Origin of the sequence: Candidatus Hikarchaeum yamanae (genome assembly GCF_009889665.1) — an archaeon.
Classification (GTDB): domain Archaea; phylum Halobacteriota; class Halobacteria; order Halobacteriales; family Hikarchaeaceae; genus Hikarchaeum; species Hikarchaeum yamanae.
The window spans coordinates 38,621-52,757 of the sequence record NZ_WTZR01000001.1 but is presented as its reverse complement, the minus strand read 5'-3'; the positions used below and the strand labels follow the sequence as shown (position 1 = coordinate 52,757).

The following is a 14,137-nucleotide window of genomic DNA, read 5'->3' as shown; positions in this document are numbered from 1 at the left end:
ATATTGGACAGTTATGTAGGAACTTCAAATGGTTTTATTTTATCATATATCCATAATACAGATAGCCCAATTCCATACGCGATCATAATAGGAAATGTGACTAGAACCATTGTTATGACACTAGGAGGAGTAAATACGGCGGAAAGGACTAGAGTTCCAACCGTCACGGCACGCCAATTTTTGTACATGGTGGTGTAGGAAACTATTCTTGCTCGATGGAACATTATCATTGTTACAATAATATCTATCCAAAGTCCAATTCCGATGGTGCAAAAGAAAATAAGCCAAAAGAAATTAGATACCCGATAAGTTACAAGCATGTTTGCTCGGATTCCATCATATACGAAATATGAAACGAAAGCGGGGGCCACGTAAAGATACCCCAACGCGCTGCCAAAAAGAAGCCCTATAGATATGGCCCCAGCCCAACTGAATGCTACGTTTCGATCGCCTTTGATTATACCGCGTTTTTTGAGGGCGGGCCACAGGTAATAGAGGATGCAGGGTAACGTTGCGACAAGACCCAATAGGGTCGCGATTTTAATTTCAAAAATGAGTGCTTCTACGGGGTGGAGAGTTATTATACTAACTTCTTCTGGGCGGACTATATCAGGGAGACGCCGAATAAAATCGTTTTTCAACTGTCCGATTCCCCCCGTATAGAGGAATGTAAAAACACTTACCAAGACGGTTATGAATACTCCAAAAATTCTGAAAGTTTTAGATCGTAAGGTATCAAATAAGAATGCGATGTCGTAGGCATATCCACCTATGTCTTCTTCTCCAACTTCTTTTTCTGAGACCGAACTTACAATCCCAGCGGTTGCTCGTTTGAAAGATCCTTCGAACTTTCTTTTTCTTTTTTGTTCTAATCTTTCTTTTTGCATTCGGTTCCATTCTTCTTCATCAAAATGATATAACATATCTACAGCACGCATTTGATTGGCAGAGTCGACTGCTCGTAAGATGGCTTGGGCCCTTTCCGCATCCCCTGCTTCAATTGCGCGGGAGGCCATGGCAAGTCCTTTTTCTTCTGTCAATTGGATGAGGGCTTCAGGAGGGGCCATTTGGAGACCTTCAACATCGAGAGATTCTAGATCGATTGCAGTAGGGTCACCGAAGACAACTCTAGGCTCTAATTCAGGTATAGAGTGATATAGTAGTACTAAGAGTCCAGAGACAAGACCGATTGATAGTGCGAATACAACAGGTGGGACTATAGTTATTTGCCAAGATTGATTGAGAAGATTGGGAGGTGTGCTAGTAATATAATTTTGGAGTGAGCCCACCAAAGTTAGAATTTGAGTTACTCCAATAGTAGATATCCAATAGCCAGCAGCACTGGTCATGGTTATTGTGGCTATAATGATTGTAGATTTTTTACGCGCGGTTTTGAGTATATCAATACTGTCTTTTCCCCTACGAAATGAGACGGCTATCTTGGATAAGTACAAACTAAATCCATATAAAACAACTAGAGGTGCAGCCCATAAAATTTGAGTAAATGGATCGGGTGGAGAAAATATAGCTCCGAATGCAAACATTCCTAAAACTGCGTATTTCCACTTATCTCTGAACGTTTCGTATGGAACAAGTTCTGTATAGGATAATGTTGTCATAACTAAGGGTAACTGTGCTGCGAGGCCGAACGCGAAACCGAGAACGAAAATGAATTGTGTCCATTCCACAATGGAATATGTTGGAGAGAGGCCTGCACTGACTGCATTATAGGCCAAAAAATCAAACATTAATGGGAAAAAAATTCTATAAGAATATGCAATGCCTCCAAAAAAGAGGAATGTAGAGAGTAGCCCCATCCCAATTAATTTCCAAATAGGTATGTCCGTTTTAGGATAGATTCCACGCTCTTTGAGTGCGTCCCGGGAGTAATACAAGAAAAAGGGTATACAGAATATGATACCGACAAGGATACCAATTTTGGCTTGCAGCAAGATAACATCAAAAGGTGTTAGTACAATAACATCGGCGCCACGGGAGAGTAAATCTTGTTTTAAACTAGGCCAGATCCATAAACGCATGGCATAGATAGTGGCCAATAGAACAACGACGAAAACGAGGAACACATGGCGTAGTTTCGATCTTGCTGCGGTCAGCATGTCTGATGCTGTTTTTCTGCCTTTATCGAATGTTTTGCGTGCATCAGGATTTAAGAAGTCGCTGACACTCATCTTATTGTGATATTTTCTTTCTCGAGGAGAACCTTATCGGTATGCATCTCTACAAAAAGATCTATACCAGTTACCTCACTTAAGGGTCGTGTGGATGGAAAAGTTCCTTTAATGAAATGAAATTAATAGATATACCCGGTGTTGGAGAAATTAAAGCCCAATCACTTGATGAGGCTGGTTTTGGTACTATTGAGGCGCTTCAAGTTGCAGAAAAAAGTGATCTTGCTTCAGTTTCAGGGATTAGTGAAAACCTTGCCGGAAAAATTAAAGAAACGGTTCAAGAGATAGTGGAAAAAGATAGTGCACAGGGAGATTTCATCGGTGGAAAAAAAGGACCGAAAGATGACAGGGAGTTGCCGATAGTAGATCACATAGGAGAATTAATAAAAAGATTGGCAGTAGTAGTAGGGGTTGCAGGATTGGTCAGCGTCATTACATTTCCTTTTGCAGATGTGGCGATTAACTTTCTATGGGACTCAATACTTCCAGTAAGTGATGTTACAAGACCTAGGTTGTACGGAATATTGGAACTTAAATTCACAGAATTTAAAGTGGCCAGCTTAGTTGGGCTAATAATTGCATTGCCCATTGGAGTATGGCAAACGTATGTCTTCATGCGTCCGGGGCTCTACGAGCATGAGCGCCGGTATTATTTGGCTGCCATACCAACGAGTTTGGTACTGGCACTAGTTGGTGTTAGTTTTGCATATTTCATCATCTTGCCCGTTATTTTTACATATTTTTTATACTATTCTGAAAGTATAGCAACAATTGGGTTTGGGTTAGGGCAGACGTTTAACCTCATATTGGTTTTGATGGGATACCTAGCGATTGTATTCCAAATACCCATTTTCGTGATGCTTGCTTTGTTGATGAGAATTGTGACTAGGAAATGGTTAGTAAAAAGAAGAATTTTATTTTGGGGAGGGTTCTTGGGACTTTCTTTTATTTTCAGCCCAGATCCAACGGGAATGGCCCCTTTGATTGTAACTCTGACAATGGTAGGATTATTTGAAGGAACGCTTTTAATAGCAAAGTGGGCTGGAAAAGAATAAATCTAATACGCATAGCGCGAGGTGAATTTGAATCACCGATCTCCGGGTTATGAGCCCGGCGGAATATCCTGGCTATCCTATCGCGCTGCACCTTAGAAACTATACGGTTGGAAAAAAAAGGTTTCTACTGAACGTTGATGGGTATTATTTTTTTGTAGAGAGTAAGTTTGCCCCCCCAGTCCTATATCCAGATGGGTCGATGATGACCTGATTGAATCCTATAGTTAGTAGAGACTCTTCAATTTTTTTTGTTAAAATTGGATCTTTTAGACGGTCGAGTTCGTGTTGCCCAACTTCGATTCGGGCGATTCCGTCGTGATCTCTGACGCGGACTTGTGAAAATCCTATATTGAGTATAATAGATTCTGCTTGTTCTATACGTGCTAATCGTTCAGATGTGACTGGGATTCCAGTTGGAATTCGGGAAGACAGACATGCCATTGCTGGTTTTTCTGCCACTGATAAATTATAAAAACGAGCTATATCACGAACGCCTTCTTTTGTCACATTGAATTCAAGAAGGGGGGAGAAAACTTGGAGTTCTTTTATTGCACGAAGTCCGGGCCTGTGTGTCGCGTTTAGATCTGAAGCATTAGTCCCGTCGCACACTGTGGTTATGTCCATTTTCCTAGCAAATTCATACATTTTTTCAAATCGCATGTGTTGACAATGATAACATCTGAAGGTATCATTTACGACAAAATCAGGATTGTCAAGTTCTGAGAAATTGACTATCTCATGTCGGATTCCTATTTCTTCGGCAATGCTAATAGAATCTAAAAGTTCGGATTCGGGTAGAGTTTCGCTTTTTGCAGTGCATGCTATTGCGTTTTTCCCCAGTGCCTCGTGAGCAATTGCGGCGACTACGCTAGAATCCACACCACCAGAAAAAGAAACTAAAACACGGGTTTTGGGAATTAATGCTGCTTGAATTGAATTAATCTTTTTTTCAATCAGCTTTGTCTGCATAGTATTAAATCAGAGGGATGATGTAAAAATTCATTGCCATGCATTTCTGCCAAGGGGGATCGGAATAGAGGTGAAATTGGAATGGTATGATGGTGGATTCGGAGGGAAAGTTTGCAAATAGATGCAAAGGTTAAATAGCCACAAGAGTGAAGTGAAAGTGATGAAAGACAGCGCTTCAAGAGATATGTTGTCTTGGGATGAATCGGTTTTTAGAGACGAGCAGATATTTGAAGTAGACCATATGCCAGAAAAGTTTGTTCATCGAGAAAACCAGATGAATACTTTTACATTCGCATTGCGTCCAGCGATTAGAAAATCGCGGCCGTTGAGTGTATATGCTCAGGGTCCACCTGGCACAGGTAAAACAACAGCTGTTAAAGTTTTATTTGATGAATTAGAACTTTATCCAAAAATAAAAACGGTGCAAATTAATTGTCAAGTTGATTCTACGCGTTATTCTGTTTTTTCACGATTGTTTGAATCAGTTTTTTCGTACGAGCCGCCGTCTAGTGGGATTTCATTTAAGAAGTTATTTAGGCAAGTTACAGAGCGCATAGTGGAAGATGATGAGACGCTGATAGTGGCACTGGATGATGTAAATTATTTGTTTTATGAAAAGGAAGCATCGGACACATTATATTCATTGTTGCGTGCGCATGAGGTACAACAAGGTGCTCGTATTGGAGTGATAATTATATCTTCTGACCCTGCTTTAGAGGCAATATCTAGACTCGATTCTCGTGTTCAAAGTGTATTTCGTCCTGAAGAAGTTTATTTCCCCCCGTATGGTTTTTCAGAAATCCTAGATATTCTCGGGGTCAGAGTTAAGAGAGGATTTTATGAAGGCGTTGTTTCAGAAGATGTGTTGAACTACGCTGCAACACTGACCGCAGAAAAGGGGGATTTAAGAGTGGGAATAGATTTATTAAGGCGTGCGGGTCTTAATGCGGAGATGCGTGCAGCAAGAGAGATTATTATTGAAGATATAGACAAAGCGTATGAATCTGCAAAATACGTGCATCTATCGAGGAGTATTCAGAATCTAACAGATTCAGAAAGAGGGCTACTTCATGTTTTAGTGGATTACTCGGGTGAAAGGGCTGGTGACGTCTATGATGTGTTTCATGAACAGACGGGATTGGGCTATACTAGATACTCAGAGATAGTAAACAAGCTCGAGGAAGTTGGAATAATAACAGCTGCGTATAAGCCAATAGAAGGGAGGGGAAGGTCTAGAGAAATAGAACTTTTGTATAAACCTGACGCGGTAGAGGTTTATCTTGACAGGTATTCCGTGAAATTATAAGACATGAGATATACCTATGATCCAACTAGAGATATTTTTACCAAAGCAACTAGTGGATCGGAAGAAGAAAAAAGATTAGCAGGAGAGAGTGCGGCTTCTCTAGTCTCAGAAGGGGATATTGTAGGTCTTGGAACAGGTAGCACGGCGCTGTATGCCATACAAACACTTGGTAAAGCTGTAGAACAAGGATTAGATATTCAAGGGGTATCAACATCCTTTCAATCTAGTCAATTGGCAGAAACAGTTGGAATCCCACTACTAAGATTGTCAGAAGTAGATCGCGTTGACATCGCTATCGATGGAGCAGATCAAGTTTCTGGTTTTGATTTGGTTAAAGGAGGGGGGGCCGCACACACAAGAGAGAAAATTGTGGCTTCTGCTGCGGAGCAATTCATAGTTGCGGTAGATTCCACCAAGGTATCAGAGGTTTTAAATAAAACAGTTCCAGTTGAAGTGATATTCTCTTCAAGGACTGTTGTCTCATCTAGGATTAAAAAAATGGGTGGAACGCCCGAGCTGCGATATTCGATTAGGAAGGATGGCCCAGTTTCGACTGAAAATGGAAATATTCTTCTTGACTGTGATTTTGGAGATATAAAATCCCCATTAGAATTAAGTAAAGAAATTTCAAATATTCCAGGAGTGGTAGATCATGGTCTCTTCGTCAATATGGCAAACGAGATCCATATTGGGAGAGGATCTAGTGTAGAAATTAAAAAAGAATAAGCGGAAACTTTACGGTGTTCACGGGAAAATGTGGGTAGGCGGGACCATGGGTTAGCCTGGTATACTTCAGCGTTTGGGACGCTGCGACCCCGGTTCAAATCCGGGTGGTCCCATCAGAATTCTTCATCTCTCATCGTTGATTCCAATGGAAATTAGGACCCCCTTCACTTCCAGTCCGCACGCTTGCCAAGGGTACTTATGTCAGATAAGTTTAGAATTGTTAAGTATAGGGTATGTCTCAAGCGATAAATCAACAACTAGTCGAGCGTTTTGAAGAGTTCATAGATGCGTATTGTGAAGAAGAGGTTGGGGTTTTACTTGAAAACTATCCAAAAAAACAAAGATCGTTTAACATAGATTGGGGCGAACTGTATAGATTTGATCCGAATATGGCGGATGACTTCATCGCACATCCAGATCATGTGACAGAAGCTGCAAAACAGGCGTTGGTAAATGTGGGGGATTTGCGGTATCGAACGGATGACATGCTAGAGAGCGCCCATATTAGAATTTACAACTTACAAGAATTAACAGAAATACGAGGGATTAGGTCTAAAGATGTGAATACTCTCGTATCGGTTCAAGGACTAATACGAAAATCTACTAATGTCCGTCCAAAAGTGGATGTAGCTGCATTTGAATGCCAACGTTGTGCAACTGTGACAAATGTACCGCAGGTTAGAGGATACCAAGAACCATTTGTATGCGGTGGATGTGAACGCCAGGGCCCATTTGAGATTAAGTTTGATAGATCAACGTTCTCAGATACACAAACGTTGCTCATACAAGAATCCCCAGAGGGGTTGAGAGGGGGAGAACAACCACAGAGTATAGAAATTCACATAGAAGATGATATAAGTGGTTTGGTCAGCCCAGGAGATCGGGTTGTGGCGACAGGGACATTGAGACTTGAACAGAGGAAAAAAGGCAGTGAAAAATTGAGAGTTTTTGATGTATACATGGAAGGTATTTCCATTGTCTCAGAGGATTTAGAATTTGAAAATATAGAGATATCAGAAGAAGACGAAGAAGCCATTCTTGAACTCTCAAAAAAAGAAGATGTATATGATCAAATGATAGGGTCTGTTGCTCCATCGATATACGGATATGGAGAAGAAAAATTGGCAATTGCGCTGCAGTTGTTTTCAGGAGTGACGAAGCATCTTCCAGATAGTACAAGAATTCGAGGGAACGTGCACATATTATTGGTCGGAGATCCAGGTACAGGTAAATCGCAATTATTACAATATATTCGACATATAGCACCACGTTCGGTCTACACCTCTGGAAAGGGAAGTTCAAGTGCAGGTCTAACCGCAGCGGCGGTTAAAGATGATTTTGGAGGAGGACAACAATGGTCGCTTGAAGCCGGAGCGCTGGTATTAGCAGATAAAGGAATAGCTGCAGTAGATGAGATTGATAAAATGCGAGTAGAAGACCGATCCGCGATGCATGAGGCGCTTGAACAGCAAACTGTAAGCATAGCAAAGGCAGGGATTAATGCTACATTAAAGAGTAGATGTTCACTTTTGGGGGCGGCGAACCCAAAATACGGACAGTATGATTCTTACGAATCGATTGGGGATCAAATCAATCTCGAGCCTGCGTTAATATCCCGGTTTGATCTAATATTCAGAATTCTAGATGAGACAAATGAAGAATTAGACAAGAAGATTGCCGAGCATATAATTAAAACTAATTACATAGGAGAGCGTGGGACAAGAGAAAAATATGCAATGAATAGGGGAGAAAATTCAGTCGAAATGGGTCAAGTGGTTGAGGAGGTCAAACCCGAGATAGAACCTGATTTATTTAGAAAGTATATTGCATATGCAAAGAGGAATTGTTTCCCCGTTATGAGTGAAGAAGCACAGAAAGAAATCAAGGATTTTTATGTGGGACTTCGTTCGGTAAGGGAGGTAGGAGGCCCAATTCCAGTTACTGCCCGTAAATTGGAGGCATTGGTCAGATTGGCGGAAGCGAGTGCAAGAGTTCGTCTTTCGGATGTTGTTGAGAAAGGAGATGCAAAAAGGGTTATTGACCTCGTCCGTGCTAGCCTCGAAAAAGTGGGTATCGATCCTGAAACTGGGATTTTTGATGCCACAGTAATTGAGATGGGAAAATCGAGGAACCAATTTGATCGTGTGAAGGCCATTAGATCAATAATAGAAAAATTGACAGAGCAACATCCGAAGGATGGCGCTCCCATTTTAGATATTATTGAAAGTGCAAAAGAAAAAGGAATTGACGAAACTCAAACGGAGCACATGATTAAGAAAATGTCAGAAAATGGAGAGATATATCAACCGTCTGCTGGCCATTACAAGTTGCTAAAAGGTCGATAAAAACTAGAGCAAATTTTTGATGGACATCAATATATCAGAGAAATCGGTGGATGTGGAGGATGACTCCTTAACTAGGGAATGGACGGATTTACCACCGTCTTGTTCAAAACGGGGGATAATATGACAATGGACATGTGGAACTTCTTGGCCCGCTGCAATACCGTTATTAAAAGCTATTGTGGTAGCATTGGCACCAACAGCTTCCTCAATTGGCCCGGTCAAAGTGTGGATTGTGTTCATCAAGGAATTTGCAAACATAATGGGAAGTTGATTGATTTTTGAAGAGTGATATTTAGGAATTACAAGAGTGTGGCCAGTAGATATTGGATTGATATCAAGAAATGCCAGGGTTGTCTCATCTTCATAGAGAGAATAACTGGGGATGTCGCCTTCAACGATAGCACAGAAAATACAAGATTCCATAAGATTGGTTAGTCCTATCACATGAAAAAATACTCGCTAATTGGGTTGGGATATGTAAAATCACGAATCTAAATTAGATCAGGGGGGAGAAGATAACACAAACAATTAATCTTTAGTTACAGGGGGAGAGGAACTAACTATGGAAAAAGATGTACAAGTTGGTGGGAGATATGAAGCCCAAGTATTAGAGGAACGTGTGAAAGAGTATTGGAAGCAAAGTGATGCGTACGTCAAAACGAAAGAACATCGTGCGAAAGGGAAACCATTTTTCTTTGTAGATGGGCCCCCATACACATCGGGGGCTGCCCATATGGGCACAGCTTGGAATAAAACATTGAAAGATGGATATCTTCGATACAATCGCATGAAGGGATATCAAGTATATGATCGTCCGGGTTTTGACATGCACGGACTCCCCATTGAGACGAAAGTAGAGGAAAAACTAGGATTTAAAAATAAAAAAGATATAGAAGCATTTGGTATTGAAAAATTTATTGAGGAATGTAAAGAATTTGCAGATTTCCAACGGGAGGGATTGCAAAATGATTTTATTTCATTTGGTGTGTGGATGGATTGGGAAAATGCATATAAAACAGTTACCTCAGAGTACATGGAAGCTGCATGGTGGGGATTTTCTCAAGCGCATAAAAGAGGACTGGTTGAGCGAGGAAAAAGATCTATAAGTCAATGTCCAAGATGTGAAACTTCTATTGCAAAAAATGAAATTGAGTATCACCAAGTGGAAGATCCTTCTATTTATGTTAAATTTGAATTAGAAGACAAAGAAGAGTTTCTAGTTATTTGGACCACCACCCCATGGACCCTTCCAGCAAACACGTTTGTAGCTGTAAATGAAGAGTTTACATATCAAAAGGTTGTGGCTGTGAAAGAGGGTGTGGAAGAAAAACTTTGGATAGAAAAATCGCTCGTGGATGCCGTAGTTGGGAAGGGCAAATATGATAGTTGGGAGATAGAGCAAGAATTGAAGGGGGAAGATATGATAGAATGGAAGTATAAACACCCGCTGCGCCAGGAAGTTCCCAATCATGTAAAGGGAGATAGATCACTGAGGGTTTACTCGGCGGATTTTGTGGAGGTAGACAGAACGGGTTTGGTTCACTCTGCCCCAGGTCACGGGGAGGATGATTTTCGTGCGGGGAAAGAGAGAGGTTTGGAATTGTTTTGTCCAGTTGGTACGGATGGGATATATACGATAGATGCAGGAAAATATGAGGGAAAATTTGTTAAAGATACAAACGAAGAAATTATTGAGGACTTGAAGAATTCAGGATTGTTACTTGCAGAAGAGAAATACACTCATGATTATGGTAAGTGTTGGCGTTGTAATACTAACATAATTCAGATTGTTACGGATCAATGGTTCATCAAAATAACAGAAATAAAAGAAGAACTTATTGAAAATATAACCAAGTCAAGTTGGTATCCAGAATGGGCCAGGGACAATCGATTTTATGAGTTCGTCAAAGAGGCACCTGACTGGAATGTATCACGTCAAAGATATTGGGGGATACCCATTCCGATTTGGACTCCAGAAGGGGCTAGTTTGGAAGAAGAATCTAAAGATATGATTGTGGTGGGTACAAGGGGAGAGCTAGCTAAGTTAGTGGATCAAAAAATTGATCCAAACAGTGTAGATTTGCACAAACCAACTGTAGACAAGCTTACTATTACTAAAAATGGTAAAAAATATACAAGAATTCCAGATGTATTCGACGTGTGGATTGATTCATCGGTTGCAACATGGGCAACGGTGGGGTATCCATCAAAAAAAGAAGAATTTGAAACTGTTTGGCCAGCGAATCTAATTATGGAAGCACATGATCAAACTAGAGGGTGGTTCTGGTCTCAGCTAGGTATGTCTAGTGCTTCGATGGGAAAATCGCCTTATGAAAATGTACTCATGCATGGTTGGGCTTTGGCGGAGGATGGGAGAAAAATGTCCAAATCACTAGGCAATATCGTTTCCCCAAGAGAAGCTATAGAAAAGTATGGAGCAGACCCAATGCGTCTGTTTTTATTATCAGTGAATCCACAGGGAGAAGATATGCGATTTTCGTGGGAAGAAATAGAAGAGATGAATCGTAGGTTGAACATTTTATGGAATGTATTTCGGTTTCCAATTCCATATATGGAAATTGATAGATTTGATCCGCTGGATTTCACTTTGGAAGAAGTAGCTTTGGAAACTATAGACAAATGGATTCTTTCTCGTTTGCAGACGGTGAAACAAATCGCAAAGGTGGGGTGGGAATCATACAGACAAGATCAATCTGTAGATGCAATACTGAACCTTATCGTAGAAGATATATCCAGATATTATATTAAAATCGTTCGGGAAAGGATGTGGACAGATACAGATACAGATAGCAAGACTGCTGCATATGTAACACTTCACCACGTGTTGTTAGAAGCCATAATATTACTTGCGCCGTTTGCGCCGTTCATAGCAGAGGATATCTATCAAAATCTAACGAAAAAAAGTGAAAATCTAACAGTGCATATGTGTGATTTTCCAGTTGTCGATTTGCAACTTCAAGATAAAAAATTAGAAGATGAAATTGAAATGGTAAGAGTCCTAGAAGAATCGATAGCCCATGCACGCCAAATTTCAGGTAGAAAGCTACGTTGGCCAGTTTGTGGAGTTGAGATAGGAGCAAAAAATGATAAAATTGGCAAAATTGTGGAAAAATATAAAGTATTATTGTCAGAGAGGGTCAATGCGCAAGAAATTAAGTTGATAAGACCAGGGGAGCAGGATTTTGATGTAAAATATTCGGTAAGGGGACGTATGGATATTATTGGTCCAACTTATGGGAAATCAACGGCAGAAATAATCGATGTTCTAAATGAAATTGAGTTAGAATCTCCAGACATAGAAGAATTATCTAAATTGTTGAGCAAGAATTTGAACAAAGAAATTTCAATTGCCAAGGAAATGGTTGAGTTTGAAGAGATATTTCCTGAAAATGTTTCCAAATCCACGTGTGAGTTTGGAGTCATTTACATAGATACAACTCTGACTGAAGAGATAGAGTCAGAAGGATACACCAGGGAGGTAATTAGGCGGATACAAGAGATGAGGAAAGAACAAGGATTGGTGGTCGATCAAGAAATTTCAGTTGTGGTTTCAGTTTTAGATGAAAGGGTTTTAAGATTAATAATGTTGCATGAAGAATTAATAAAACAAGAAGTCAGAGCGACTGAAATAACAAATAAGAAAGAAGAAGGAATGAAAGAGTGGATCGTTGAAGGAATCCCCATAGAGATAAAATTAGCTACAATAGTTTAGCAAGCAAAGGGGCGATTGAAACTTTGGTTTCGGGGGTTACAATAGTATCAGTGGTATAGATAGCACCGACCCCAGAATCAGATAACATTTTTCGTGCATCTTCGACCAAGAGTGCATGAATGCAGGTGACAAATATGGTTTTTGCTCCACGGTCGTGTAAAATTCGGGCAGATTTACTAGTGGTTGTTCCGGTGGAGATGATATCATCTACGCAGATTACATCTCTTCCAGCCACATCCACGGTGCTAGGAGATATCTGGACCTCAGTACTAGATATACGATCTTTTTCGAAATAATCAGTATCGCCCGTTCCATAAGCATCTCGAACAGATTTTGCTAGTGAAATTGCCCCGGCATCGGGAGCGAGGAAAAGAGGATTTTCTAAATTGGTTGGTAGAGTTTGTGCCAAAACTGGGGAAGCATCAAGGGCGATTGCAGGTACACCAAAATAATCACACACTGTGTTTTTGTGAGGATTTACTATGATGACTCGGTCGGTTCCAGTTCCTATCGATCGTGCCATTGCACGTGCTGATAATGGCTGCCCTGGTTCGAAAACCGTGTCTTGTCGGGCATACCCCATGTACGGCAAAATTGTGGTTATTTTTGTTGCTCCAGCTTCTCGAATTGCATCTTGAAGTTGTAGAAGTTCCAAATGGTCTGAAGCAGAACGTGTTGCTGCAATTATAATTCCATGGTCACCTTTGAAATTTGTCTGTACCATGAATTCTCCATCGGGGAAATTTTGATGGGTGGTTTTTCCAAGAGGTATTTTGGAATGAGAAGACAAAGAGGATGCAAGAGAGATAGATGCAGAACCACTAATGATCATATAACTACTTTTTTTCGTGGATATTTAAAAACGCGTGAACATAAGTTTCAATAAATTATTATTTTGAAAGAGTTGATTTGAAAATTAGATATAGGAATAATATCACAGAGCTTAATTCAAAGATAATAGCCGTGAGAGCGAATTGATCGTGTCTGAGATGTTCGATAATGGTTAGAAATGTGGTATTTGGATGAGAATGAAATAATAAACTTCCAGTAATAGGGTCAAATATAGGATGTCCAAGAAGATGCCACATACAGTATCCTACAATATGAATAGACATCATGCTGAGGCAGAAAAAAGAAATCCGATTCGAAAAAGCATTAGTACGGAAGATGAATAGAACTGCCCAAATTGTAACTGCAGAGAGAGCAAGAGCATAGGGCCTCCAATCTGAGAAAACACCAGATTGATAATATAATAAAACTCGGGGGGCGCCCCAATAGAAATGTAGTCCAGAAGCGAGTATGGTCAGATTTATCGGGAGGAGGGGAAGGGTAAATTGTTGTTTAATGTTAGAAAGGCTCAACATAGACATTAAATAGGTTTTATAGAGAATTTTGAAGTGGAAGAATTGTCAGAAGTGACATCTTCGATTTGGTTATGGAAACAAGACATTTCACCAGTATGGCATGCATTGTTGGTTTGTGAAACGATATACAAAACTGCATCTCCATCACAATCCACACGTATTTCATCGACATGTTGAATATTCCCACTAGTTTCACCTTTTTTCCAAATTTTATTCCGACTGCGTGAAAAATAATGTGCCAATCCAGTTTCACGGGTTAAAGATAGTGCGGCTGAATCGGCATAAGCGAGCATGAGAACTTCGTTTGTTTCTATGTTTTGGGCGATAACAGGGACTAGACCATCAGCTCCAAATGATATTTCGAAAGAGTTAGACACAAATAATTGGACGCGCAGTGTGTAGAAAGATATTTCCCTTAAATAATAGCAAGAAAATGGCTTTTGAAGTTCG

Annotated in this window: 10 protein-coding genes and 2 tRNA genes; 6 read left to right on the top strand and 6 right to left on the bottom strand. The window is 40.3% G+C overall.

Going from position 1 to position 14,137, the window contains the following annotated elements; genetic code table 11:
• Window positions 1–11: 11 nt before the first annotated feature.
• Window positions 12–2,189: a twin-arginine translocase subunit TatC gene (tatC, locus tag ACM9H2_RS00245; RefSeq protein WP_415487005.1), complete on the bottom strand. Its 2,178-nt coding sequence runs from the start codon at window positions 2,187–2,189 to the stop codon at window positions 12–14.
• Between the two features lie 116 nt (window positions 2,190–2,305).
• Between tatC and ACM9H2_RS00240 the strand changes: the two genes are divergently transcribed.
• On the top strand, window positions 2,306–3,244 hold the full coding sequence (locus ACM9H2_RS00240; RefSeq protein WP_415487003.1) for a twin-arginine translocase subunit TatC: 939 nt from the start codon (window positions 2,306–2,308) through the stop codon (window positions 3,242–3,244).
• 12 nt (window positions 3,245–3,256) lie between these two features.
• Here ACM9H2_RS00240 and ACM9H2_RS00235 read toward each other — a convergent pair.
• Window positions 3,257–3,331: transfer RNA gene (locus tag ACM9H2_RS00235), tRNA-Met, on the bottom strand.
• A gap of 57 nt (window positions 3,332–3,388) precedes the next feature.
• A complete protein-coding gene (gene larE / locus ACM9H2_RS00230; RefSeq protein WP_415487001.1) occupies window positions 3,389–4,213 on the bottom strand; it encodes an ATP-dependent sacrificial sulfur transferase LarE in 825 nt (274 codons plus the stop codon).
• Window positions 4,214–4,373: 160 nt separating this feature from the next.
• Between larE and ACM9H2_RS00225 the strand changes: the two genes are divergently transcribed.
• The 4 genes from ACM9H2_RS00225 to ACM9H2_RS00210 all read left to right on the top strand — a co-directional run bounded on the left by ACM9H2_RS00225 (window position 4,374) and on the right by ACM9H2_RS00210 (window position 8,590).
• The gene (locus ACM9H2_RS00225; protein WP_415486999.1) at window positions 4,374–5,519 is read left to right on the top strand and encodes an ORC1-type DNA replication protein; all 1,146 of its coding nucleotides are present in this window, start codon (window positions 4,374–4,376) and stop codon (window positions 5,517–5,519) included.
• A gap of 3 nt (window positions 5,520–5,522) precedes the next feature.
• The gene (rpiA, locus tag ACM9H2_RS00220) at window positions 5,523–6,245 is read left to right on the top strand and encodes a ribose-5-phosphate isomerase RpiA (protein WP_415486997.1); all 723 of its coding nucleotides are present in this window, start codon (window positions 5,523–5,525) and stop codon (window positions 6,243–6,245) included.
• 40 nt (window positions 6,246–6,285) lie between these two features.
• Window positions 6,286–6,358 (top strand) — tRNA-Pro (locus ACM9H2_RS00215).
• Between the two features lie 120 nt (window positions 6,359–6,478).
• Window positions 6,479–8,590, top strand: coding sequence for a minichromosome maintenance protein MCM (locus ACM9H2_RS00210; RefSeq protein ID WP_415486995.1), 2,112 nt, complete (start codon window positions 6,479–6,481; stop codon window positions 8,588–8,590).
• A 3-nt stretch (window positions 8,591–8,593) separates the two neighbouring features.
• Here the strand turns inward: ACM9H2_RS00210 and ACM9H2_RS00205 are convergent, their stop codons facing one another.
• Window positions 8,594–9,013 (bottom strand): HIT family protein, encoded by a 420-nt coding sequence (locus ACM9H2_RS00205; protein WP_415486993.1) that lies wholly within the window; start codon window positions 9,011–9,013, stop codon window positions 8,594–8,596.
• Between the two features lie 139 nt (window positions 9,014–9,152).
• Between ACM9H2_RS00205 and ileS the strand changes: the two genes are divergently transcribed.
• Window positions 9,153–12,323: an isoleucine--tRNA ligase gene (gene ileS, locus ACM9H2_RS00200; RefSeq protein WP_415486991.1), complete on the top strand. Its 3,171-nt coding sequence runs from the start codon at window positions 9,153–9,155 to the stop codon at window positions 12,321–12,323.
• On the opposite strand, the gene prs is transcribed toward ileS, so the two are convergent.
• Both prs and hisI read right to left on the bottom strand, forming a co-directional pair.
• Window positions 12,310–13,155 carry a ribose-phosphate diphosphokinase gene (gene prs, locus ACM9H2_RS00195; protein ID WP_415486989.1) on the bottom strand — a complete coding sequence of 282 codons (846 nt, stop codon included), beginning with the start codon at window positions 13,153–13,155 and terminating at the stop codon, window positions 12,310–12,312. The genes ileS and prs overlap by 14 nt on opposite strands.
• Window positions 13,156–13,692: 537 nt before the next feature.
• Complete coding sequence (hisI, locus tag ACM9H2_RS00190) at window positions 13,693–14,064, bottom strand: phosphoribosyl-AMP cyclohydrolase (protein WP_415486987.1); 372 nt, start codon at window positions 14,062–14,064, stop codon at window positions 13,693–13,695.
• Window positions 14,065–14,137: the final 73 nt, after the last annotated feature.